At 34.3% G+C, this 25,686-nt stretch carries 20 protein-coding genes; 12 read left to right on the top strand and 8 right to left on the bottom strand.

Translation table 11 applies throughout. The features are described from left to right. Positions 1-271: 271 nt before the first annotated feature. From ACKTTZ_RS22820 to ACKTTZ_RS22810, 3 genes are all read left to right on the top strand, one after another. Positions 272-1,795: a catalase gene (locus ACKTTZ_RS22820; RefSeq protein WP_407846695.1), complete on the top strand. Its 1,524-nt coding sequence runs from the start codon at positions 272-274 to the stop codon at positions 1,793-1,795. Between the two features lie 5 nt (positions 1,796-1,800). Next, positions 1,801-2,310 carry an ankyrin repeat domain-containing protein gene (locus tag ACKTTZ_RS22815; protein WP_407846694.1) on the top strand — a complete coding sequence of 170 codons (510 nt, stop codon included), beginning with the start codon at positions 1,801-1,803 and terminating at the stop codon, positions 2,308-2,310. A 590-nt stretch (positions 2,311-2,900) separates the two neighbouring features. Further along, the gene (locus tag ACKTTZ_RS22810; RefSeq protein ID WP_407846693.1) at positions 2,901-4,043 is read left to right on the top strand and encodes a hypothetical protein; all 1,143 of its coding nucleotides are present in this window, start codon (positions 2,901-2,903) and stop codon (positions 4,041-4,043) included. A 141-nt stretch (positions 4,044-4,184) separates the two neighbouring features. On the opposite strand, the gene ACKTTZ_RS22805 is transcribed toward ACKTTZ_RS22810, so the two are convergent. Together ACKTTZ_RS22805 and ACKTTZ_RS22800 are read right to left on the bottom strand one after the other, a co-directional pair. Continuing rightward, positions 4,185-4,823, bottom strand: coding sequence for a response regulator (locus ACKTTZ_RS22805; RefSeq protein ID WP_407846692.1), 639 nt, complete (start codon positions 4,821-4,823; stop codon positions 4,185-4,187). Continuing rightward, on the bottom strand, positions 4,816-7,809 hold the full coding sequence (locus ACKTTZ_RS22800; protein WP_407846691.1) for a two-component regulator propeller domain-containing protein: 2,994 nt from the start codon (positions 7,807-7,809) through the stop codon (positions 4,816-4,818). Before ACKTTZ_RS22800 ends, ACKTTZ_RS22805 begins: the two co-directional genes overlap by 8 nt. Positions 7,810-8,171: 362 nt before the next feature. On the opposite strand from ACKTTZ_RS22800, the gene ACKTTZ_RS22795 reads away from it, so the two are divergent. From ACKTTZ_RS22795 to ACKTTZ_RS22765, 7 genes are all read left to right on the top strand, one after another. Then, positions 8,172-9,083: a hypothetical protein gene (locus tag ACKTTZ_RS22795; RefSeq protein ID WP_407846690.1), complete on the top strand. Its 912-nt coding sequence runs from the start codon at positions 8,172-8,174 to the stop codon at positions 9,081-9,083. Between the two features lie 111 nt (positions 9,084-9,194). Next, the gene (locus ACKTTZ_RS22790) at positions 9,195-9,665 is read left to right on the top strand and encodes a hypothetical protein (RefSeq protein ID WP_407846689.1); all 471 of its coding nucleotides are present in this window, start codon (positions 9,195-9,197) and stop codon (positions 9,663-9,665) included. Positions 9,666-9,696: 31 nt separating this feature from the next. Next, positions 9,697-10,116, top strand: a complete 420-nt coding sequence (locus ACKTTZ_RS22785) for a helix-turn-helix domain containing protein (RefSeq protein ID WP_253316933.1) — start codon at positions 9,697-9,699, stop codon at positions 10,114-10,116. After that, a complete protein-coding gene (locus ACKTTZ_RS22780) occupies positions 10,092-10,424 on the top strand; it encodes a hypothetical protein (RefSeq protein WP_034700008.1) in 333 nt (110 codons plus the stop codon). The genes ACKTTZ_RS22785 and ACKTTZ_RS22780 overlap by 25 nt, the downstream gene beginning before the upstream one ends. A 420-nt stretch (positions 10,425-10,844) precedes the next feature. Further along, positions 10,845-11,651, top strand: coding sequence for a hypothetical protein (locus ACKTTZ_RS22775; RefSeq protein WP_407846688.1), 807 nt, complete (start codon positions 10,845-10,847; stop codon positions 11,649-11,651). Between the two features lie 94 nt (positions 11,652-11,745). Next, complete coding sequence (gene katG, locus ACKTTZ_RS22770) at positions 11,746-14,028, top strand: catalase/peroxidase HPI (protein WP_407846687.1); 2,283 nt, start codon at positions 11,746-11,748, stop codon at positions 14,026-14,028. 105 nt (positions 14,029-14,133) lie between these two features. After that, entirely contained in the window at positions 14,134-17,256 is a 3,123-nt protein-coding gene (locus tag ACKTTZ_RS22765) for a M60 family metallopeptidase (RefSeq protein WP_407846686.1), read from the top strand. Between the two features lie 207 nt (positions 17,257-17,463). Here the strand turns inward: ACKTTZ_RS22765 and ACKTTZ_RS22760 are convergent, their stop codons facing one another. Continuing rightward, positions 17,464-17,949 carry a hypothetical protein gene (locus ACKTTZ_RS22760; protein ID WP_407846685.1) on the bottom strand — a complete coding sequence of 162 codons (486 nt, stop codon included), beginning with the start codon at positions 17,947-17,949 and terminating at the stop codon, positions 17,464-17,466. 785 nt (positions 17,950-18,734) lie between these two features. Here ACKTTZ_RS22760 and ACKTTZ_RS22755 point away from each other — a divergent pair. Both ACKTTZ_RS22755 and ACKTTZ_RS22750 read left to right on the top strand, forming a co-directional pair. Then, on the top strand, positions 18,735-20,534 hold the full coding sequence (locus ACKTTZ_RS22755; protein WP_407846684.1) for a hypothetical protein: 1,800 nt from the start codon (positions 18,735-18,737) through the stop codon (positions 20,532-20,534). Positions 20,535-20,737: 203 nt separating this feature from the next. Beyond that, entirely contained in the window at positions 20,738-21,307 is a 570-nt protein-coding gene (locus ACKTTZ_RS22750) for a hypothetical protein (protein ID WP_407846683.1), read from the top strand. Between the two features lie 110 nt (positions 21,308-21,417). Here the strand turns inward: ACKTTZ_RS22750 and ACKTTZ_RS22745 are convergent, their stop codons facing one another. The 5 genes from ACKTTZ_RS22745 to ACKTTZ_RS22725 form a co-directional block, all read right to left on the bottom strand. Further along, a complete protein-coding gene (locus ACKTTZ_RS22745; protein ID WP_051934374.1) occupies positions 21,418-21,876 on the bottom strand; it encodes an organic hydroperoxide resistance protein in 459 nt (152 codons plus the stop codon). Between the two features lie 48 nt (positions 21,877-21,924). Beyond that, positions 21,925-23,223: an epoxide hydrolase family protein gene (locus ACKTTZ_RS22740; protein ID WP_407846682.1), complete on the bottom strand. Its 1,299-nt coding sequence runs from the start codon at positions 23,221-23,223 to the stop codon at positions 21,925-21,927. Positions 23,224-23,501: 278 nt separating this feature from the next. Beyond that, positions 23,502-24,308 (bottom strand): SDR family NAD(P)-dependent oxidoreductase, encoded by an 807-nt coding sequence (locus tag ACKTTZ_RS22735; protein WP_034696587.1) that lies wholly within the window; start codon positions 24,306-24,308, stop codon positions 23,502-23,504. 95 nt (positions 24,309-24,403) lie between these two features. Continuing rightward, positions 24,404-24,991: a TetR/AcrR family transcriptional regulator gene (locus ACKTTZ_RS22730; protein ID WP_407846681.1), complete on the bottom strand. Its 588-nt coding sequence runs from the start codon at positions 24,989-24,991 to the stop codon at positions 24,404-24,406. Positions 24,992-25,099: 108 nt separating this feature from the next. Then, complete coding sequence (locus ACKTTZ_RS22725) at positions 25,100-25,501, bottom strand: helix-turn-helix domain-containing protein (protein WP_051934372.1); 402 nt, start codon at positions 25,499-25,501, stop codon at positions 25,100-25,102. Positions 25,502-25,686: the final 185 nt, after the last annotated feature.

Here is a 25,686-nt window from a genome sequence, read left to right as displayed (position 1 = left end):
GTCTTCGGTATAAACTTCTTATACCCAACCATCAATTGACTTGGCAAAATTAAGTAATTGTTCTCTAAAGTATGTTTAAATGACTGTAGTTATTAAACTACACGATACGTCATTTAAAGTATCTTAAATAATTTTTTTTCAAAAAAAAAGTAGGCGCATTCTATTGGTTGTTGATTGTTTAATAGATTTTATGAATTTTAACAATTGAATTTATTAAGATAAATCCGCTCAACCATCTTCCTATATTTGCCCCACATAAAAAATAAAAATTATGAAAAAAAAATTTTTACTAGCAGGAGTTCTCATTACATCTACGCTCTATTCTCAGCAGCTGACGACCAATACAGGAAGTCCTGTAGGAGATAATCAGAATTCTAAAACAGTTGGTAATAACGGACCGGTATTGTTGGAAGATATTCATTTAATTGAGAAGCTGGCTGCTTTTGACAGAGAACGAATTCCTGAAAGGGTAGTGCATGCAAGAGGAGCTGGGGCTATTGGTGAATTTGTTGCAGATGCTGATTTTTCTGATGTTACAATGGCTGATTTTTTATCAAAGGCCGGTAAGAAAACTCCGGTATTGGTAAGATTCTCTACCGTAGTACATCAGCAGGGATCTCCGGAAACTTTTAGGGATCCAAGAGGATTTGCTGTTAAGTTTTATACGGATCAGGGAAATTATGACTTGGTAGGTAACAATTTACCGGTGTTTTTTATCAGAGATGCGATTAAGTTTCCAGATATGGTACACGCTTTTAAACCTTCTCCGGTTACTAATAATGCTTCCGATAATAACAGGGTGTTTGATTTTATGGCCAATATCCCGGAGGCTACCCATATGCTGACATGGTTGTTCTCTGACAATGGAATTCCTGCCAATTACAGAGAGATGCAAGGAAATGGAGTACATGCTTTTAAATGGATCAATGCAAAAGGAGAAATAACTTATGTAAAATACAAGTGGGTTCCCAAGCAAGGTGAAAGAAATCTTACGCAGGAAGAAGCTGATAAAATCCAATCTACACAAATAGAACATGCAACAAGAGATTTATATAATTCTATCCAGAATAAAGACTTTCCAAAATGGGATTTATATGTGCAGATGCTGAAAAAGGATGATTTTGAAAAGCTCGATTTTAATCCGGTAGATGTAACTAAAGTATGGCCGGAATCTATCGCAAAATCAGTGAAAGTGGGAACGATGACCCTTAATCAAAATCCAACAAATTATTTTCAGCAGGTAGAACAGGCTGCTTTTTCTCCTGGTACTCTTGTTCCGGGAATAGAACCATCAGAAGATAAACTGTTGCAGGGAAGATTATTCTCATATTTTGATACTCAAAGACACAGAATTGGAGGGAACTTCCAACAGTTACCAATTAATGCAGCAAAAAATAATGTGACAACATATAACCAAAACGGCTATATGTCTATGAGAGCTCAGAACGGAGAGGTAAACTATCAGCCTTCAACAACTAAGCCTGAAGTTACTGATAATAAAAAGTTCAAATACTCCCAAACTGTTTTCCCTGCAGGTACATCTACAGCACAAGCTAAAATCGATAAAGAAAACAACTTTAAACAAGCTGGAGAACTTTATCGGTCTTTCTCTAAAAAAGATCAGGATAACCTGATTAAAAACCTGGGTAGTGCTCTGAACAGTGTAGAAAATAAAAAAGTAGTGGCCAAAATGATCTCTTATTTCTATCAGGCTGATGCTGAATATGGAAAGCGACTGGCTCAATATGTTAAAATGGATCGTCAGCAATTGGAATCTTTATTGTCTTCAAAATAAAAATAATGAAATATCTTCTTTCTACGATCATGATGCTTTTGGTGATGAGCAAAGTGAGTGCACAGGATATTTTTTCTTATGCAAAGACAGGTAATGCAGAAGCTATGGCTCAGTTCAAAAAAGAGATCAATTCTAAAAATGAAGAAGGGTATACCCCTTTAATACTTGCTGTATATCATAATCAGGAAAAAACGGCAAAGTGGCTTCTTGAAAATGGTGCTCAGCCTGATCTTCAGGATAATAACGGTAATACGGCACTAATGGGAGCTACGTTTAAAGGACATAAAGAAATGATTGCACTTTTGATTTCTCATAAAGCGAACGTAAACATCAAAAATTATAATGATGCAACAGCTCTTATTTATGCTGCTGTTTTTGCAAGAACAGAAGTTATAAAACTGCTTTTAGAAAACGGAGCCGACAAAAATGTTAAAGATAACAGAGGCAATACAGCTTTGCAGCATGCTGTGATGCAGAATAATGAAGAAGCTGTAAAACTGCTTCAGTCATCGTAATTCCTGAGTATCGTTTTATCTTTGTCAATTTTCTTAATAATCCTCCTGTCAGTCTGATAGGAGGATTTTTTATAATGTCTGTAAGGATGTAGAACAGGAGCTGCCGGTTTATTAAGATTTTTACGATTGATAAATTCTTGTAGTTTTTAAACTACATAAACAAGTTGTAATACTACATTAGTGGCAATTTGTTTTTACAGGTGAAAGCTGGGTTTTTCACATTCTGTATTTTAAATTTGTACCATCAAAATGAATTAGTTCCATTCTTGAAAAATAAAAGGATTATTAAGTCAGTAATGATGAAAATGCAAATAAAAACATTATAAAATATATTTAAATTCCCCAAAAGTATTAAAAAAGCCATCCGTAGAACAATATATTTATGTAAGGTAATACACCTTTATAAAGATTATATTTCTACTTTTTGTTTATTCTTAAACAAAAACCTCATTTTTTCCTATTCCATTTTTAAGTAAAGGAATGTTTTTTCTGTTTTGTGCTAACACTGCACAAGTGGATATAAGAATCAGATTTACTTGCTTATCCCATATTTTTCACTTCAAAAAAGTTTAAATATTAAAATTAAAACAATGAGAAAAAATTTAACAACTTTATTTACAGCAGCTCTATTGCTAACTTCTGCTGGCATTTTTGCACAGACGGCAGGTGTAGGGATTGATACTACAACGCCTAACTCCACATTGGATGTTAATGGAAAACTAGGGGCTACTGATCTTGACGGACTTCAGGCACCGAGGCTTACCCGTGCACAGCTTTCCGCTAAAGGAGATGTTCTTTATGGAGCTAATCAAAAAGGAGCATTGATATATGTTACAGATATCTCAGCGGGTACCAATACCGGACCAAGAGTAAATATTGATGCTATTGGATATTATTATTTTGATGGTTCAGTATGGCAGAAACTGATCAGTTCTTATAACAATATTTATAATGCAGATGGCACTCTTACCAGTACGAGAACGGTTACACAAAATGGAAAGGATCTGAAATTTGTGAATCAACAAACTACAACTATTAATAATAGTGTGGGGCTGGGTATCGTACAGGATTCAGGAACGGGAACAAGATCTTCAATGGGATTTTCCAATGGTGGGAATTATTCATTATTTATTTATTGTGATACTAACTCAGAAGCACAAGTTATAGCTGCAGGAAACAGTACTGGACTTTCTGTTGGGACAGGTGGTACAAGTGCACCTACAGGTATTAGTTTTCTGACAACTCCAACTTCTGGGGTTAATGGAGTTACACAAGCTAGTATCGAACCAAATGGAAATGCCTTTTTTGTTAAAAATGTAGGTGTTGGATATTCCACTACTACTTTTGCACCAGGTGAAAAATTGAAAGTAAGCGGAAGTATTACGACAGCAACAACTACCTATCCCGATTATGTATTCGAAGAGTATTATAATGGAAAGTCTTTACTGAATTCTAAATATAAATTTTTAAATATTTATGATACAGAAAAATTTATTAAAGAGAACAATCATTTACCTGGAGTAACTTCTATTAATGATTTAGCAAAAACGGAAAATGGACTTTACTCATTTAATTTATCAGAACTTTCAACCCAGACATTGGAGAAGGTTGAAGAACTTTACTTGCATGTTATAAAACAGCAAACACAGATTGATGCTCAAAAAGAACAAATCAATAAACTTCTTCACTTAACCCAAAAATTACAAAAGAAAATTAAGTCAAAAAAGCATTAATAAAATTGTATTAACAACTTTACGATTCTGATAGAATACAGATGATTAAAAAAACGGAATATTTATTCCGTTTTTTTAATTTACATACATTTAGCAGGTACTTCAATAGATTATTAAAAAAAAAAAACTAAATATAGGAGGTTATTTATGTTTGTGTGTCTGGTTTTTATCGCCCAGTCTTACAAGATCAACCGTAGTTTTAATATTCAACTTTTTATAAATTCTTGCTTTATAAGTGCTCACAGTAGAAAGGTGGAGGTTTAATTCATTTGATATTTCAATATTTCCATAACCTTTAATCAACAGATCAAATATTTCCTTTTCTCTTTCTGATAATGTTTCAAGTGGATTTACAGGATTGTTTTTTTTAGCTGAAGAAACGAGTTTTTTTACAATATCCGGAGAATAATAGGTTCCGGTTTCAAAGATTTGCTGAACTGCTTCCAGGATATTGTTTTCGTCAGATAGTTTATTAATATATCCATCGGCGCCTTCTATGATATACTGCACCGCAATATCATTATCATACACAGAAAAAACCAGAATTTTAAGATTGGGATGCATCGTTTTTAATTCACCAATCATACTTAAATATTTGCTTTCCGGCATATTGATGTCCAGGATTAGTAGATCGAATTGTTCAATATGTGGCTTTTCTATGAGTTCCGTATAGGATTCTGCACAGGAAATCTGTACATCTTTGTAGTGGGATTCTAAAATCAGGGTAGTGCCTAATCTTACTACAAAATGATCATCTGCAATAATAATTTTTCTAGTCATATTTTTGTTTTTTTATTTTAATCGATATTATCGTTCCTTGTGGTATATTATTTTTAAATTCAATTTTGCCATTGATCATCATGAGTAACTGAAGAATAAGGTGTAATCCTAAACTGTATTTTTGTAAAACCAGTTTTTCATTTTCAATATTATCCTGAAGCTTTTCATAATAGGTCATCTGTTCCTTGCTCATTCCTTTACCTGTGTCTCTCACTTCCAGAAAAAAGTTGCTGCTATTTTCAATGGTAGAAAGCTCTATAACTCCATTAGTGGTATTTTTAATTGCATTATCTATAAGGTTATGGATGATAACTGCTACTACATTCTGATTGATTTTTGAATAGGTAGGATCTGTTATATTATTAGTGATAAGAGTGTTTTGTTCTTTGGCGGCACCTTCAAAAAGAGCTTTTTTGGCTTCTACCAGTTCATAAATATTATAAGTTTCATTCTTTTCAGAAATATTATATATCTCCGCGTATTCTTTTAAGGTTTTCACGAAATTGTAAAATTCTACTGAAGATTTGTAGAAGCTTTCAAAATATTTCTTTTTTATGTAACGATCATGCTCGTCAGTTTCGTATAACTTTTGAGCTGTGATGGATAAAAACTTTATAGGAGTAATGATATCATGGCTTATCGTCTCTAATAATTTTTTTTGTTGTATGCTCTCTTTTCTCAGCTGTTCCTTGGTATATTCTAATTTTGAAACTGTTTTTGACAGTTTCCGGGTTCTTGTTGCAATAATTTTTTCAAGTTCCCTTTTTTTCTTTTCCTGCCTTTTTATTCTTATTTTAAAAAGAGTAAATACAATAAGAATAAATAGTAAAGCAATAAAGAACTTAAAAATAAGTGTTTGATAAAATAAATATTTTACATTGATATTGAGTGTTTTGTATAGGTATTTCCCTTCGGGAGAAATTAATACCCTCGCAATAAGTTGATATTGGCCTGGCTCCAGGTTTGAGATATAATATTTACCATCACTATTTATCCTTTCCCATTTCTCATTCTTGGAATCTTTTAGTTTTGCTTCGATAACCAGATTGGCTCTGTTGGCATAATAAGGAACATCCACTAATATAATTGCTTTATAGAAATTGTTTTCCAGATTAATATTCTGCCCTTTTATATTGCTTTTGGAATCATAAAAAATAACCCGCTCCAAAAAGAAGTTTTTAGGATAATAACTTCTTATTTTCTGAGGATCAAAGAACACCAGACCTTTGATGGATGGAAATACAAAATTTCCATTTTCAAGAACCGAAGAGCTGGGAGCACATCCACCATTGAACTCATTCGTATTAAACCCGTCTTCCTTGCTGTATCGGTAATAGTTAGGTAAAGTTTTCTTATCTTTAGCATATTGCAGTAAGTTGTCTTTGAATACTTTGAACAAACCATTATTAGTACTGATCCAGAGGAATCCTTTGTGGTCCTCCAGAATAGTATGGGCAAATAAAAGATATCCGTTTTTATCTTCCGGCATTTTAATAAGTTGGCCCTTATTATAAAGGAAAAAACCGTTTCCCTGAGTCATGATCCAAAAATTTCCATCCTTTGTCTTTGTAATTTCTCTTATATGTAAGGGCTTGGTGGAAATTTTTTTAGGGACAAATGTTGGTGCTTCTATTGTATATAAAGCATCTCTGCTTCCTATCAGCCACTTATTATGAGTCAACTTCTGTACTGAAGTGACAATATTGGGAACCGAAAATTGTAAAAAGGGATCTTTAAAACTGGAGTCTTTATAGAAGGTGAGCTGAGATTGTAATGAAGGTTGCTCATGAAATGCAATAATATAGTAATTGTTGACATTTAATACATGAGATGGTGTTCTCTCAAAATATATGGATTCACTTTTCGAGTAGTTGGAGTTTTGAAAAAAACGGAGTAATGAAGTCCCATTTTGAACAATAATATTTTTTTTACTGTCATACAACAGGAAATATCGGCTTGTCGTATTAAAATGATACTGTTTTATCAGTCCGTTTTCATTGTATACATCTCCAGAGGAGGTAATTACTTTATTATCTTCAAAGGGAAGTATTGAATAAAAGATATTTTCATAGGATTTATCCGATCGGTTGGCTACATGAAAATTATTAAACTTGATGACATTCAATCCGTCTGATAATGTTCCGAGATATAATTTATTGTTGATGTCATCATGATAGATGGAAGCTAAGGAGTTTTCATTAAGATCATAATGGATCATTTTTTTTAAACTAATTTCATTATCCTGAAAGGATACTCTATACAAGGTATTATTATGAAAAAGAAAGCATTGATCATTAATTTGGCTCCAATATACTTTCACATTATTTTGGAAAAAAATATCCTCGGCATCTAAATATCTGACTTGCCCTGACGAAATTTTGATAATTTTTTTTAATGTTCTGGAAATGATAAAAATATTTTGTCCCAAACAAAAAGTATTGGTTATATAATTCTTATGCAGTTTCTTTATGGGCACTATCTTTTTATCATTATATTGTATAATTCCATTATTAAATAGATGATAGGTGTTTTTTTTACCAAAATAAATAAAGAAGTCTTTATGATCTATTTTTTCAGGAGTTCCATTTTTTACAAATAATCCATATAACTTGCTTTCATGCAATGCTTTTTTTACACAATTGGTCTGATAACGTAAAGTGTTTATGCTTCTTTTATTAAGTAAAACTATGTTTTCTGTATAAGCAGTAAAATTATAAATAGAGTCTTTTTCTACACTACCAAAAAATGTAGTAAATCTGTTGTTTTTAAGATTAAGATGATTATAAGTAACAAAACTATATCCGTCATAGCGTACTAAACCGTTTTCTGTACTCAGCCATATAAACCCATGTTTATCTTTAATAATATCTTTTACACTATTCTGTGGAAGTCCATTATCAGTGTCATACCATGCAGAATCGGCTAGTTGGCTGTAACAACATTGTATCCATATTAATAGCAGGAATGTAAGTGTTTTAACTGACATTGTTAATTATAGTGTTTTATTTTTGTGTTTTTGTCTTACATATTTAATTATTGTTATAAATGTAGTAAATATTACTCGCTTTTAAAAGAATTAAATGTCATTTATAAACTACATGTAATATTATTAAAAATTACAATAACGGTAATATATATTTACAGTAATTATTTTAGTTTTTATTAAGGTTGTCAGATATTTGCAACAATAATTTATTACTTGATTTAACAATTTAAGTTAAATGTGTTCCCAAACATTTTAATCAAAAATTTCAAGGTCATTTCACACAGAGGAGATAATTTCTCCTTTGTGTTTAAAGAAATAACATGTTTTACTTGATTGAATTGTTTTGTCTTAAAAAAAACAAATTGAAAAAAATAAACCTAAGTATGTTTAAAAACACAAAAGTTACATCTTTAGCAGCTGTATTATTAGGGCTGTCAACTAGCGTATTTGCGCAAACGGGAAATGTTGGGATTAATACAACATCTCCTACAAAAACATTGGATATTAATGGGCAATTGCGAGTTAGAGACTTGCCTGTTATTCCGGCTGGAACCCCTCTGGTTGCTGATGGAAATGGAAATGTAGGAATGTTTAAGCCTGTTGATCCAAACGATTTTATTTTGTATAATATCGATAGCAATGTTAGACAAAATACCAGTGCAAATGTACCATTGACATCTATATTAAATACAGTGCAGACAAATGCCCAGGATGGTGGGACAGGAACTACTATTCAACCAGCTAATTGTTGGGTGGTGCCTAATTCAGAAGTTATATTTAAATTCCCAGCAGGTTCTGTAAGGAGAGGTACAGCAACGTGGAATACATGGTTTGAAATGAATTACGGATTTAATTATTCTCAAGTAAATATAGAAGGAGGTACAGGAAGGGTCAAAGTACCACTTTTCTTTCATAGCAGAGCATATGCCAGATTGTATAAAAAAACAGGCACTAGCTGGAATGTTGTTGATGTAGTAACAGTAACGATGCAGACCACTCAGATTTCACCATATATTAATGAAGCTGCAACCAATGATGGTTCAGGTAATAACCATCCGATATCAGCTACTTACAATCCAAATATAAGATATTCTTTATCTGCTTTTTATAGTGTTGGAGATGGGACAGCAGTAGCTGTTGATGCTGATAGTGAATATAAAGTAGAGTTGTTATATGGAATAGAAAGCCTTTCAACAAGACAAACTCTTACGAATCCAAGTCTTTTGCAAAACTGGGGAGTACAGTCTGTAGGATATAGTTTTTATAAGAATTAGATTTTTAATTACATTTTTGAATGAGCGGGATAGCAATATTCCGCCATTTGAATCTAAGGATGTAAAAATTGAAAACAAATAAGAATAAACAATTTTAATAATTGGAGGCCGATGAAAATAAATAATAAGAAAAATGTGAGCAATTATATGACTTTTCAGTTAGTTATATCGGCATTGCTTTTTTTGATCATTATTGGCCTTAGGTATTTAGGTTATCATTTATTTTCAGGAATATTTTTCTTAACAGCTTTATTGGTATTGATATATGGAGCATTAAAGAACCGGTTTATATTCGAATATGAGAATTCCGGACAAGTGGTTTCCATTAAAAACTATCAATGGCTTTCAGGTGGGAAAAAAATGCCGGTATTTGAAATGCCTCAAACAAAAATTATTAGGATAGAAACAAAGGAAAGAATCTTTCGGAAATATTTAATCATCCTTTTTTCAAATTCTTCAGGAAAAGTATTGAAAAAAAGTATTGATATTACTTTTTGTAATCAAAATCAAACAAACCAGGTTTTAGGTGATATTACGAAAAGTTTAACTGCGAAAACACAAGAGCCTTCTTCCAAGATATAGCAGTTGTGTTTTGAATATAAATATATTTAAGATGGAAAATTTAAAAGATATTCATATCGGATCTTTGGTATATGAGCGTGTAAATGAACAGGATATTGATATGAGCAGAATATGCAGATTCTTACATTCAACAGAAAAAGAGATTCTGGAAATGTATTCCATGAAATCATTGGATGTGGATGTACTGCTAAAATGGTCGAAATTATTGGAATATGATTTTTTTCGTCTCTATTCCAATCATTTAATATTATATGCTCCGGTTGGCAGTCAGAACAAAAATATAGTAAAATCAAAACTGCCTCAGTTCCGGAAAAGTTTATATACAAAGGAAATTATAGATTATATGCTGGAGCTTCTGGAAAATAAACAGAAGACCCAAGTTGAAATCATTAATCATTACGGAATTCCCAAATCAACATTGAATAAATGGATAAGCAAGTACAAACAATAAATACGGGACCTAATTATAAAAGGATTTACCATGATTTCATAGAGTCTAAATGTCCGGATAAAAGGGAATATGTTAAGAAATATTTATCAAAAGATACCATGTCCCTGTCTGATGTTTTAAAAATTAATAATATTATTTTTTTTGATGAATTATCTAAAAGTCAGAAGTTCAAATCTTATGATAAAAAGACCATTTTTGAAATTCTTGATTATCAAAAAACACATAAATTAAATAATAGTCAGCTAGCCAAGCATTTTAAATTAAGCAGAAATACTGTTACAAAATGGAAACGTATTTTTTTAGTATAATCTGCATCTTTTCATCCTAAAGTAATAGGGGTATATTACTTCGTTTTTTTCTAAGTTTTTAAAGAGTATATCTGATGGGTATACTCTTTTCTATTCTCATAGTAAAAGTAGATTATGTCTATTTAATGTCGTATTTTATTTACAAGATGTAGTTTTTATAATACATCTGTAGCTATTAATCTCTACATGTTATTTTTGCTTCTATATGATAATTAGTGGAAATTTGAATTAGATTAATGATTAGATATTGTGTAATAGTTAATGTGGTTCTAAAAACTAAAGATGAAATATTTAGAGAGAAATTTTCTCTCTAAGTTTTTTAGTCTGGAAAACAGGAGTAATGATGGAAAGTAGATTTTTACTTAATAACTATTAATCAGGATTTGTGCTTTTAATTTTTCAATTCTAAATACTAAAAATATGCGAAAAGTTTATCTTGTACTACTTTCTTTTCTTTTTTCTAATGTATCCTATAGCCAGGTTGGGATAAATACGACTACACCTGCAGGAACGTTTGACGTTGTTGGAAAAGCTACTGACCCGGCAGTTCAGGATGGCTTTTTACCTCCAAGGCTTACTGGTGATCAGTTAAAGGCTAAAGATCTTGCTTACAGTATGGCACAAAATGGGACTATGGTATTTGCCACATCTGCTGTAACCACAGTTTCTCCCAAAACCATTAATGTTACTTCTGCAGGATTTTATTATTATGATGCAGTAAATGCAGTATGGATAGGTCTAAAAGATAATTCAAGTAATTCAGGGACGTCTTTATATGCATCCAAAGATGGAGCCTGGTCATTAGTAAATCTTGGAATTTCAGGTACTAACTGGAATAAGATCAATCTTTCTTCGCAAGATGTGAAGACAGGAAATGCTTCCCTTTTCAATACTGGAGTGTATACAGCAGCTAAAAGTGGAATTTATGAAGTAGCATTTGAAACGCAATTGGCTGGAGGTATAGATTTGAGTATTCTGGGAGGTAAAAAAATGGGGATTTTAAAAAATGGAACGACAATATTTGAGGAAAAAGTATTTGATGCAGTACGGGTTTCCATATTAGGAGTTACCCTTGCTGCGGTTCCCGTAACTTCTACGACTTTGACTGGTCTTATTAAACTTAATGCCGGGGAAACAATAGCTTTTGCTATTGAAACCGGAGGAGTTAATTTAACTTTATTAACCGATGGAAAGGTTTCTGTATCGGTATTTAAAGTATCTGATTAAAACTGTTAATTGGAAAATAGAGTCAATTAGTGCTGAAATATGTTTATAATAATCATATACTTAAGTAGCATATAAAAATAAATAAAAAACGACAATGGAAAAAGATTTGAATGACATCAGTAAATGCCCGTTTCATAACGGAACAATGAAGAAGAGTGTAGCAGGCGGAGGAACTCAGAATTCAGATTGGTGGCCGGATCAGCTTAGAGTAGATCTTCTGCGTCAGCATTCTTCCCTTTCAGATCCTATGGATAAGGATTTCGATTATGCCAAAGCATTTGAAAGCCTTGATCTGGAAGCTGTAAAAAGAGACCTTCATGCATTGATGACAGACTCTCAGGATTGGTGGCCGGCAGACTTTGGTCATTATGGTCCTCTGTTTATCCGTATGGCCTGGCATAGTGCCGGAACATACCGTGTAGGTGACGGAAGAGGTGGAGCAGGAGCCGGGCAACAACGTTTCGCACCATTAAACAGCTGGCCTGATAACGTAAGCCTTGATAAAGCAAGAAGGTTACTATGGCCTATCAAACAAAAATATGGAAGAAACATTTCATGGGCAGACCTTTTAATCCTTACAGGAAATATCGCTCTTGAATCAATGGGCTTCAAAACATTCGGATTTGCCGGAGGACGTGCAGACGTCTGGGAACCGGATGCTGATATCTATTGGGGATCCGAGAAAACCTGGCTGGGAGGTGACTTACGTTATGCTCACGGCTCAGAAGGAGTTGTAGAAGGACAATCAGCAGTGCTTCCTACCGATGATAATGCGGATGGTGATATTCATTCAAGAAATCTTGAAAATCCATTGGCTGCCGTACAGATGGGACTTATTTATGTAAACCCTGAAGGTCCGGACGGAAATCCAGATCCTGTTGCTGCCGCTAAAGATATCCGTGATACTTTCGGGCGTATGGCCATGAATGATGAAGAAACCGTAGCATTAATTGCCGGAGGACATACTTTTGGTAAAACCCACGGAGCTGGCCCTGCAGATCATGTAGGCAAAGAACCTGAAGCTGCTGGAATTGAACAGCAGGGACTTGGATGGGCAAGCACTTATAAATCAGGAAGCGGAAAAGATGCTATTTCCAGCGGTCTTGAAGTAACCTGGACAGAAACTCCGACTCAGTGGAGTAATTATTTCTTTAAGAACCTTTTCGAAAATGAATGGGAACTAACAAAAAGCCCTGCCGGAGCTCACCAATGGGTAGCTAAAGATGGAGCAGATATTATTCCTGATGCATTTGACTCTTCCAAAAAGCATAAACCAACCATGCTTACCACAGACCTTTCGTTGAGATTGGATCCTGTTTACGAAAAAATTTCAAGACATTTTTATGAAAACCCTGATGTGTTTGCTGATGCTTTTTCAAGAGCATGGTTTAAGCTGACACACAGAGATATGGGACCACGTGCCCGTTATTTAGGTCCTGATGTTCCGCAGGAAGAACTGATCTGGCAGGATCCTATTCCTGAAGTGAATCATGAATTGGTTGATGGAAATGATGCAGAAGCATTGAAATCAAAAGTATTAAACTCAGGATTAAGCAATGCCGAACTGATCTCTACAGCCTGGGCTTCTGCTTCTACTTTCAGAGGAAGTGATAAACGTGGTGGGGCCAACGGAGCCAGAATCAGACTGGAGCCTCAAAGAAACTGGGAAGTAAACAATCCTTCACAGCTGAATAAAGTACTAAACGTACTGGAAGGCATTCAGAGAGAATTCAACGATTCTCAGAACGGAGGTAAAAAAATATCATTGGCAGACTTAATGGTACTGGCAGGAAATGCTGCTGTTGAGGTTGCTGCAAGAAATGCTGGTCAGGAGGTGAAAGTTCCTTTTGCTCCGGGAAGAATGGATGCTTCTCAGGAACAGACGGATGTAGAATCTATGGGTTACCTTGAGCCTGCTGCTGACGGATTCCGTAATTATCTGAAAAGAAAATACACGGTTTCTACAGAATCTTTATTGATTGATAAAGCACAGCTTTTAACCCTTACTGCCCCTGAACTGACTGTACTGATAGGAGGTATGCGTGCTTTGGATACGAACTTTGACGGTTCAAAACATGGCGTATTCACCAGCCGTCCGGGAGTTCTTACCAATGATTTCTTTGTGAATCTTCTGGATATGGGAACGCAATGGAAAGCAATGTCAGATGACAGAGAACTGTATATGGGAACAGACCGTTCAACAGGTCAGCCAAAATGGACAGCAACACGTGCGGACCTTGTTTTCGGATCTAATTCTGAATTGAGAGCTATCGCTGAAGTATACGGAAGTGCTGATGCACAAGGTAAGTTTGTGAAAGACTTTGTGGCAGCGTGGACGAAGGTGATGAATCTGGATAGATTTGCTTTGGCTAAATAATGTATATATTAAAACAGCAGAAATGCTGTTTTCTTTTTTATAATGCATTGCAATATTAACAGTAAGAATAAATTCGATTATATTTTATTAAACATTTTATAAGCTATGAAGAACAATTATTTTTTTATTTTATTTTGTCTGGTACTTCAGATAACGGTATCCGGACAACAGTATAAAATGCCTGTCGCTTATATAGAGTCATTACAACCTTCACAGTCCGGATATGAAGCGGCAATGTGTAATGATGGTAATGAGAATACAATTTATCATTCTCTCTATAGCCTGAGTACAGCAATACCAGATCAATTGAATTTCAATTTTTCAAATCGTGTAAAAAGCATAAATAAACTAGTATATAAGCCCAGAACAACAGGTGCTAATGGAATCTGGACGAGTGTTAAGATTTCATATTCTACACAATCCAATCCTACGACTTTTATTGCTGCAACAGGGATTATTTCCTGGGCTGCTGATAATACGGCTAAAACAATAGATCTTCCTGTGGCAATTTCTTCTCCAGCTATCATTAGGGTTGATATTTTAGGTGCTAAAAATAATTTTTCCAGTTGTGCAGAGATGGAATTTTATTCTTCAGAACAAATGGATCCTGTTTTAACAGAATGTGCGCTTCCTACCAACGAATTTTCAATGCTTGCTGATATTGCTGTAGTTCCTCAAATAACAGGATCTTCTGCTTCCAGTTTTCAATCTGGAGAAAATATTGAAAAATCTTTTGATGGAGATGTAAATACTATTTATCATTCAAACTGGAATGGTACAGCTGCAAATTTTCCTATATCACTGGTTTATAAATTCAATGGACAGTCTGCAATAAATTATATAAGGTACACACCCAGACAAGATGGCGGAACAAATGGTTTTTTTGGAAACGTAAAAATCAGTTATAATACTGTTTCAGATCCTGGTTATGTTGATCTTACCACTTTGAATCTTAATCAAGCCGGTGCGATAAAAACAATATATTTCCCTGCTGCAATTACTCCATTGAATATTAAGATTGAGGTTCTGGATGGGAAAAATAATTTTGCAAGTTGTGCTGAAATGGAATTTTTTCAAAATAATCCAAATAGTTTTAATCCAGCTCTTTATTCTGATATATTTAATGACAGTATTTTTAGTACATTAAAACCTACTGTTACCCAGCAAGATATTGATGCTATTACTTCTTCATTTATCAAAGGTTTAGCCCAATGTCTTTTTAATAATACTTACAATAAAAAATATCGGGTTCAGATATCCACACCCTACAAAACTATTGGGTCAATTAATACACAATATAAAATCGGGAATTACAGTAGATATGAAAACCCTACCGGAATATTTTTTCAGCCTGATACCAAAGTTATTATTTTTGCGAAAGACATTACGAATACAAATGCAGTTTATCTAAGAATAAGAGATTTTGCAACAGAAGGATCTTCTCCAGAAAATACTTACGAACTGAAGAACGGACTCAATATTCTGTCCATTACGAATAAAGGACTTGGATACATATCATATTATACCAATGATGTAAATGCTGCTCCCATTACCTTAAATGTCACAGCAGGTATTGTTAATGGAATCTATAAAAAAGGAACTACTTCTACAGAATGTAAAGAAATGCTGACCAATGATGTTTATCCTAAAATTGATATTGAAGGCTACTATACAAAACTGGTCATAGATAAGACTCCTGTAAGCAATTTTCATTATTTTGATATACAACCCTTGATTGATAAATATGACATGATTACAAAATCAGAAAGAGAAATGATGGGGTTCTTCAAATTTAATACGAACTTTAAAAACAGACAGCTTGTTTATACAGAATCTATGGGAGGATGGTATGCCGGAGGTTCAGGAGTTCATTTGGATCTTACGTGGGGGGCTGAAGGCTCCGCATCGGCAACAGGACTTAGCCTTTGGGGAGTGGCGCACGAACTGGGACACATTAATCAGATAGAGCCTGGTCTAACCTGGGTAGGAACTACTGAAATTACCAATAATATTTATTCTTTATGGGCCAGTTATAACATATATACACCTTCAGGAACAAACAGATTTACCAATTTAGAAGGTGAGGTGGCTGATAAGACTGCTTTCCCTCAAGTTGAAGGCAACAGGTTTGGTGAATATATTATCCAGACACAAATCAACGGAAAAAGCTACGCTGATCAGTTTAGAACTGACTTTGTAAATCCTTTAGATAAGCATTTCAGAACATTGGTTCCATTTTGGCAGCTTGAGCTTTATTACCAATTGGCTGGTGCATCGAAAAACGCTCCCACACTTGCTTTCGACAAAAATATGTCTGATGAAGATATACCCTCTACACCTAACCCTGTTACTGGTATAGATTATGCACATTGGTATGCCAATGTAATCAAGAAAGTGTTAAATACTGATGAGTCTCAATTAACAAATGGGCAATTAGTAATGAATTTTGTGAAAAATACATGTGATGCGGTACAGGAAGATCTTACTGATTTCTTCACCATTACGGGCTTTCTGAAACCCATTGATGCCATGATTTCAGACTATTCAAATGCGCAGCTTACAATTACCCAAAGTATGATTGATGAAGTGAAAAGCTATGTATTAATGAAAGGCTATGCAAAACCGGTTTCTCCGGTATTAAATTACATTTCAGCGCACAGCGTTAATGCATATAAAAACCTGCAGCCTGTTACAGGAGTTACAGGAGTTGGTGCACAGGTTATTACAAATACAAAAGGAACGTTTTTACAGGTAGACAATTCTAAATGGAATAATGCAGTCGCCTTTGAAACATATGGCACAAATAATCAACTGATAAGTGTTTCTATTATAGGGACAGGAGATACAACATTGGCAAAAACATTTGTTGATTTTCCAGCTGCGGCAGAGAAAGTGTATGCGGTAGGATACAATGGACAAAAGATCCTTGTTTATCCTGCTGTTACTTTATCTTCATTAGAAGCTTTCTCAAATAAAATTGATTTTAGTATCTCTCCAAACCCATTGAAAAAAGGACAGAGAGTATACATACACCTAAAAGATTCAAAACAAAATTTAAATGCAGAAGTATATGATATGTCCGGGAAATTGATGATTTCTGCCAATGGAACTTTATCTGTAATACATAATAATATCAACAATAAGATCCAGAATCTTACAGCTGGTGTTTATATTATTTCAATCTCTGATGGACAAAATAGATATAGCTCAAAGCTTATTATTGAATAACTTTTTAGAGACAATTGTAATTTTTATAATAGTATTCATGAGCTGTACAAACTGTTTTATTTATTACAATTACTTTTAATTTTATTTCAGGGTCTGCCTTAAAAAATTACATATTCAATAAGAGAAAATAAAGATTAGAATAATGATTAGAAAAAGCATCTGTAAAAACAGATGCTTTTTTATGAGTGAAAAATAGAGTGTAAGTCTCTATTTCTTTGCCTGCAGAGACAGATTATCCATATAAACCGCCTGATGTACACCATTCAGCATAACTTTCAAACCTAAATGAGAGTCTTTTTTCAAAGAAACAGTAAATGTTTTTTTCTCACCTGTTATTTTGGAAGGTTTCGTGATTGAAACATAGGTTTTTACCTCTGAAGGGTTGTCTACTGAAAAAAGTTCTAAAGTAGTTTCTCCTCCATTATCAGAAAGATCAAGAGACAGCGTATAAGTTCCGGCTTTGATTTCCGGAGTTACCAGATACATATTTTCTCCAGGATTGCTCATTGAATAGAATACAATTCTTTTATCACTTGCATACAGCATCGCTTTCCCAGCCTGGGCAGTCCAGCATTTATTGATATCTTTCCAGGTATCAAAATTTTCTGCAAGAGCGGTTACGGGTTTACACTGCGCATTTGCTGTTAGAAACCCTCCTAAAACTGCTATTCCCGTAAGTACGATTTTTTTCATTTATTATTTTTATTTATAATGAGTAAAAATAATAAAAAAGACTGTACTGAATGCTATTGTTTTATGATTTAAGTTAGTTTTGAGATTGGATATATTGTTCAAACAATGAAATTTGAATAGAAAAATAGTATAAAACAGTAAGATAGTAATTTGATAAAGCAATTTTATAGAATGCAGGATTAATAATTCAGTTTAAGAATTAATGAAAATAAATTTTCTTACATAAAAACTTATTTAGTTCAAATAAAAAAGAGTGGATTGCAGTGATTTATTTCTTTTTTAAGCTATAGAAGGAAAATTTTTATAATTTTAGTTTATTATTTTATAATCTGAATGGAGTACATCAATAAAACAAACACTTTTTTTCTTTTAAAAACTGTAATTTATACCATTGGATTTCTATGCTTAATAACAACGTCAAGACTTTGGATAGGATCAAATGAAAATTGGAATCAGATGATAGAAAATGAATTTATTCCGGCATTAATAGTCCGAAGTATTTTTTTGACGGTGGCAGGATTACTATTTTTAGGGTTATCATTCATAATAAACAAGATCTACAAGAAAGAGAGCCGTTTTTCGACAGAATTGGTTGTTTTACTATTGTTTTCTTTCACGCTGAATGTAATAACGATGTTAGGCTTCATCTGACATAAAGCTATAATAAAAATGTGACTATTAAATAAAGTAAGCTGTACATAGAAAAATTTCCTAAATGTGGTAGGTATTTAAGCCTTATTGGCGTATAAATTGATACTACAAACTGAATTGAATTTTGATGACTAATGACTAGAACGACTATAACTCTGATTTTCTTTTTAAGTGGTTTTTTCTTTTTAAATGCACAGGAGAAGAAAGACTCACTTTATTATAAAATAGAAGAATTTTCGGATAAAAGAAAAGTTACCAAATTCATTCACCGCTTTATATTCCGTAGAGAGCCGGATTCTACATCCGTTAAGTCCAATACTGAAAAACTTTTGCAAAACACTTATAACAAAAAAATTATCAGAAATGTCAGGATAGAAACCATTGACCCTTTTGGCTATGGCTCTAAAGACAGTAAAGAAATAGGCAAGTGGTATGATTGGATAAAGGATCACCTTCATTCCAGTACAAGAAGATCGACAGTTAATAATTTTTTGCTTTTTGAAGAAGGAGAAGAATACAATGCTCAAAAGCTTTATGAATCTGAACGTTTGCTGAGAGCAATGCCTTTTATCAACAGAGTTAATATCAGTGTTTCAGACAGTACTTCCAGTAAAGATTCTATAGATGTTGTTGTAAAGGTTCTTGATTCCTGGAGTCTGAAGCCAAGAATCAGTTATTCCGGAAGTAAAATTGGTTTGGGAGTTACTGAAGAGAATGTACTGGGGCTGGGACATACTCTGGACTTCCTTTACAGAAACGATTCTAAAGAAAAGCAGGATTATCTTTTAGGAAGCTATACCACTTATAATCTTTTTGGGACTTATATCAATGCCCAGATTCTTGGGGAAAGGGATTTTTCGAGAAATGAAAGAATTAATTTCAGCCTTAGAAGAGACTTTTTCTCACCTTTAACGAAGTGGGCGGGAGGTTTTACTTTTGAATATTTTTTACGAAAAGTTTTACTTCCGATAGAAACGGATACCACTTTTCCTGAAGTTCAGATCAAAGTGTACAGTCAGGATTTATGGGGTGGTTATCAGATTCCTGTTTCCTCTGATCCTAGTGAAAAAGTATCCAGTAATATTGCCATCATAGGAAGATTCCAGAATTATCAGTACAAAGACAGCCCTGGAATTGATCAGTATAAATATTTCAGTTCTTACAACAGTTTTCTGATGTCTGTTGGGTTTATTCAGAGAAACTTTTCAGTTCAGAAGAATATTTTCCAGTATGATTTGCCGGAGGATGTTGCGTATGGTAATTCGTTAAACGTTATTGCCGGAGGCTTATCAAGAAATAAAGAAGTGAATCCGTATGTGGGAATTTCTGCATCTTACGGCCGTTTTACCAAATTGGGATATTTCACCGTGAAAGCACAGTTTGGAAGGTTTTTTAATGAAGACAGCCAGAACAGGGAATCTTTCCGCTTTGATGGAACTTATTTTACCAACTTGATGGACTGGAAATTTGCCAAAGCAAGACATTTCTTCTCTCCAACCCTAGCCTTGGGAAATCCGCAGCATAATTACTCTTATAAAGATAGGATAAACCTTTCTTCTGCAGACGAGTTTCCTGTTTATAATGCAGATTATATCGGAACCAAAAAAATAGTGTTAAGATATCAGCTCCAGTTGTTTATTAATAAAACATGGAAGAATTTCCATTTCAGTCCTTATTTAACTACCGCAGTGGGCTGGCTGGGAATGCCTGATGATAAACTACTGAAAACCAAAGCTAATACAAAAATCGGAATAGGTGTTTTAATCAATAATCCTTATCTGGTTTTCAACAGGATTCAGATTTCTTTCATGTATTATCCACGTGTTCCTTTTGATAATAATTCTGTTTTTGATTTTAACAGTAACAGAAATAATCTTTTACCTATGAACAGCTTTGCCACGGATGTTCCTCATTTTGTCAATTTTGGAAATTGATAAAGGAAAATTGGGTGCTTAGATATATGTAAACACATCGTTTTTCAAGCTATATATCAGGATTGTTTTTGATAGGATATTACCCATTTGGGTAATTGACTGGTTGTTATATAATCACAAAATTTGTGATGAAATACATTGTATGCTGTAAGGTATATTCAGATGCAGTTTAAAAAATCATAACAACCCCAAAACTAATCCCTATGAGACCATTGAATTTTCTTTTATTATTGACCACACTTTTTACTTCTGTTGGTATTTATGCAAACCCAACTGGTGAAACACCTTGTGTACCAAAAGCAATTCCTATCACAGATGCTGAAAAGTGGATTGCAATTTCGCCTATTTTACTCTTCCTGTTAATTACCTGTCTTGTCTTTTTTAAACTAAAAAAAGATAAAGTATCTTTAAAAGATCTTCTCCTGGATAAGGATGCAAATGTTCAGATGGAGGTAGAAAGAACAAAACAAAGAGTGGCTTTTTTAGCTGCTTCTACTGAAAGTCAGCAGGCAATGAAGGCCGCGGACGCAACAGCTAGCAACACTGAAGATCCCAATACCCCAAAACCTAATACCAGTGTAAGTCGTTTTCTTGCGTTTATAAGCGGGTTAGTGTCTGTAGGTCTGGCGTGTGTTCTCACCACCTTTGCCATCTGGAACTATTTTGATGTAAGTGATTTTCCCAAGCTGAATGATCTCATTGGTGTTTTACTCACATTGGGAATAGGAGTAGTGCCTTATGCATTCAATAAAATCACTACAGCTGCTAAATAGACATATTTTTATATCGAATTGTTTACTTCTGGCAGATTTTAATACAATAGAAACCTTCCTTGCTTTTGGCAGGGAAGGTTTTAATCAAAATGCAATAAACATTCTGAAAACTAAACTACTACATCTATTTTTACATTAATATTTCCACGCGTAGCTTTTGAATAAGGACATGTCGCATGGGCTGTTTCCACAACTTTTCTGGCTTCATCTATTGCAAGTCCCGGTAAAAGGATCTGTAAATGTGCCTGCAGGAAAAATCCATCATCATTGGTGGCCAAATCTACAGAGGTATTAACAGATACGTCTGGAGGAAGTGTAATTCCAAGCTTTGCAGAGCCTAATTGCATCGCTCCGATAAAACAGGCAGACCATCCTGCTGCTAATAGTTGTTCCGGATTTGTTCCGTTTCCCTTGGCTCCGGGAGGTGTCAGTTCAATATCAAGTTTGCCATCACTGCTTTTTGCTTCTCCGTTACGGCCCCCCGTTACGATGACATTACCAGAATATAACACTTTACTGATATTGACTACAGTTGTATTTTCTACTTCCTGAATGGTATTTAATTCCATATTTTTATTATTTAGATTAAACGATTTTGTTGATTGATCCTATGATTGTTAAAGTTTTTTTCTTAAATCTTTGAAAGCTGCTCTAAGCTCTTCAGTAAATACCTGTGGCTGTTCCCAGGCTGCAAAATGTCCGCCTTTTGAAGCTTTATGATAATAATATAAGGTAGGATAAGCTTGTTTTGACCAGCTTTCCGGAGCCTGATAAATTTCGTGAGGAAATACAGAAATAGCTACAGGAACCTTAATATCTTTTGTTTTCTGTGCCTCTGCACTGAAATTATTCTTGTTATTTTCCCAATAGAAGCGTGAAGAAGAAGCTCCGGTATTGGTAAGCCAGTAAAGGGTAATATCATCGAGGATGGCATCACGGCCAATTACATTTTCAGGATGAAGATCACTTTCACTCCATTCTGCAATTTTTTCGTAAAGGAATGCCGCTAAAGCTGTTGGAGAATCAGAAAGTAAATATCCTGTGGTCTGTGGTCTTGTAACCATCATTCCTCCATAGGCTGCATTTCTTCCAAAGAATGTACTCATGGCATGATAAGCTTTTGCTTCAGAAGCTGAAAGTCCGGCTGGCGCAGGATCATCTGCATTGATTGGCTTTACAAGTTCAGCAGGAATAGTAGCCGGCATGGTAAGATGAATTCCTAGAAGACCTGAAGGAGCCTGTTTGGCCAGAGCATCAGAGATGACGGAGCCATGATCACCACCTTCAGAAACATATTTTTTGTAGCCAAGTCTTTTCATCAAAACATCCCAGGCAAGGGCAACACGGTCAGGATTCCAACCCAGTTCAGTTGGTATTTCTGAAAAACCATATCCCGGAATGGCCGGTATAATTACATCAAAGGCATCGCTTGCCTTGCCACCGTATTTTACAGGATCAGTTAAAGGATCTATTGCATTGATAAACTCCAGCGGAGAACCCGGCCAGCCATGAGTAAGAATCACCGGCATTGCATTAGACTCCTTTGAACGAACATGGATAAACTGAATATCAAGTCCGTCAATATTGGTTACGAATTGTGGAAGAGCATTCAGCTTATTTTCCACTTTTCTCCAGTCGTATCCGTTGCCCCAATAAGTAATCAGTTCTTTTAATTGCTCAATCTGAATTCCCTGGGAAGCATCTTTCACTGTCTCTTTATCCGGGAAACGGGTTTCTGAGATCCGTTTTTTAAGATCATCCAGTTGAGATTGCGGAATACTGATGTGAAAAGGACGGATACTTGTGTCATTTTTTGATGATAGAGTAGTGGTCTTGTTGTTTTGTGCTTTAGAAATAGCAGGTGTACCTAAAGTAAAAGTTACTGCTAAAAGGATGGTTGAAATTGTTGTTTTCATTGCTTTATTATATTAGATTGTAGATATGTTTTTCTTTTTTGATGAGACAAAATTATGCTCCTGTAAACCTTTGAGAAATGAGTAATTTGTTCAAGTAGTCATATTTCACAGCGAAATAGACATTGCAGGAGGTGAACAGGAAAACAGTATCAATAGGAAGCAGATGGAAAGTAACGCTAAGAAAAGTGAGTGAGTGGTTGATCTCAAAAAAGGATAAAAAATAAGCTCCGTTCTTCTATAAAAACGGAGCTTATTTTGTGGATCTATTCTTTTGAAAATTATCCGTGAGCTTCTACAGATACATCATTCCATTCTTCCCATACTTTCAGACGTTGCTCGTAATTCTGTTTTACAAAAGGAAGTGCTACTTTTCCAAGTAATAAACGCAATGGAGGATTTTCAGTTTCTGCTAACTTTATCAGTGCCGGAGCTGTAGCTTCTACGTCTCCAAAAGAAGTTTCAGATTCTGAGAAAGCCTTTTTAACCCCATCGTAAACCGGATTGCTTTGCGTATTAATTCCTGTATGCCAGATATTGGAAGCATAGCCATTAGGTTCTACCAAAGTTACATTGATTCCAAATCCTTTTACTTCTGTTGCTAACGTTTCACTTAAACCTTCCAGTGCAAACTTAGACGCATTGTAAAGTCCCATGGTTGGTAAAGTAGCCAATCCTAGAATAGAAGAAACCTGAATGATATGACCACTTTTCTGATCTCTCATGATTGGAAGTACCGCCTGTGTAAGCCATAAAGTTCCAAAGAAATTCGTTTCAAACTGTGCTCTTGCTTCCTGTTCGTTGGTTTCTTCCACCGCACCTGTTAATGCATATCCTGCGTTATTGATCAGAATATCTATGCTGCCGAAGTGTTGGTGTACTTTCTGGACTACTGATAATGATTCCTCTCTTTTATCTACATCTAAGGTTAAAGGCAATACGGAATCTCCATATTTTTCTTTTAAATCGTTAAGTGTTTCTACATTTCTGGCTGTTGCAGCTACTTTGTATCCTTTTGCTAAAAAAGCTTCTGCCCATGTTTTGCCAAAGCCTTTTGATGCTCCTGTAATTAAAACTGTTTTTGACATTGTTTTGTTTTTAATTGATTGTTATGATTATACTTTTTAAAAAGTTTTGTTTTCAAGTTTAAGTGACCGATCGGTCATGTTTTGGGTAAAAAAATTTAGACACAATTTTCCTCAATTATTTTTTTAAGACTTTTCGTAATAACTCCCATTCTCTCATTGTTACCAGACATTCTTGCGATCAAATGTCCACCTTCAAGCATTGCAAAAAGAACCGTTGCAAAATCTGCAGAATTCCAGTCTGCTCTGAATTCTTTATTGGAAATTCCTTTTTCAATAATACCGGAAAGTAATTCCTGCCCCTGCTTGATAGCACGGTTTATTTTTTCCTTGACAACCGGATTGGTATCGTCGGCTTCCATTCCGAAATTTAACAAAGGACAGCCTCCGGTTACTGGAGGATGATTGGGATCACTGAAAAAATCAATATATGTGAATAACTGCTCTTTAGAAGTTTTGAATTTGCTTAAATTATTTAAAAGTCTTTCACTCAGTAATTTAAGGTTGTGATCAACAGCAGCACAGGCAAGTACTTCCTTGTTCTCAAAATGAACATACATACTGCCTTTTGACAATTTGGTGGCTTCCATAATATCACTCATAGAAGTAGCAGTGATCCCTTTTGTATTAAATATAGGGGCCGATTTTTCTATAATGAATTGTTTGGTTTCTTCACCTTTTGTCATGATAATATAAAATAACAATGCAAAGGTATGACCGATTGGTCACAAAAACAAATTTTTTATGTTTTTTTTATATTGAATTGTTTTAATATCAACTAAATCAGTTGTTTATTATCCTTCTTCAGGAAGACATTGAGGAATTTCTCCTATTTCATTCATGGTAAATCCTTCTTCAAAAAGTTTTCTTTTATGATTAATTCCCCAGTCTTTAAGAGCAAATATGATAGGATTTAAAGTTGAAGAATAAGGTTGAGGCTGATAAATGATTTTAACCGGATAATCATCAATAACAGTTCTTTTGATAAGCTGATGCTGTTCAAGTTCTTTGAGTTCCTTAGCCAGAACCTTTGGAGTAATACCCGGTATACTGTCCTGTATATCAGTAAAGCGATCATTGCCTACAGATACAGATACAATGATGGCCAGCTTCCATTTGCCACTTAAAACGTCCAAAGCGTCCCTTACAGGCTTGATCGTTTCCAGGCAGCTTGATTTAATTTTTTTTACAGACATACGCTTATAAATTATTTCGCTTTCCTTTGGGAAAGTACTATACAAAGGAAAGTAAATCTGTGCTAAATTGCAACATCATTTTTAACGTATTTTCTTCTGAGACAGAATAGACCGTCTGAAGGAAATATTGTAATAATGAAAAGAATTCCGGCCGGTATTCTTCTGAGTTAAAAAGAGTCAATAAT

The sequence above is a fragment of the Chryseobacterium sp. KCF3-3 genome (genome assembly GCF_045865955.1).
Taxonomy (GTDB): domain Bacteria; phylum Bacteroidota; class Bacteroidia; order Flavobacteriales; family Weeksellaceae; genus Chryseobacterium.
Note: the sequence above shows the minus strand (reverse complement) of the source record. Positions and strands in the feature narration are given on the sequence as shown.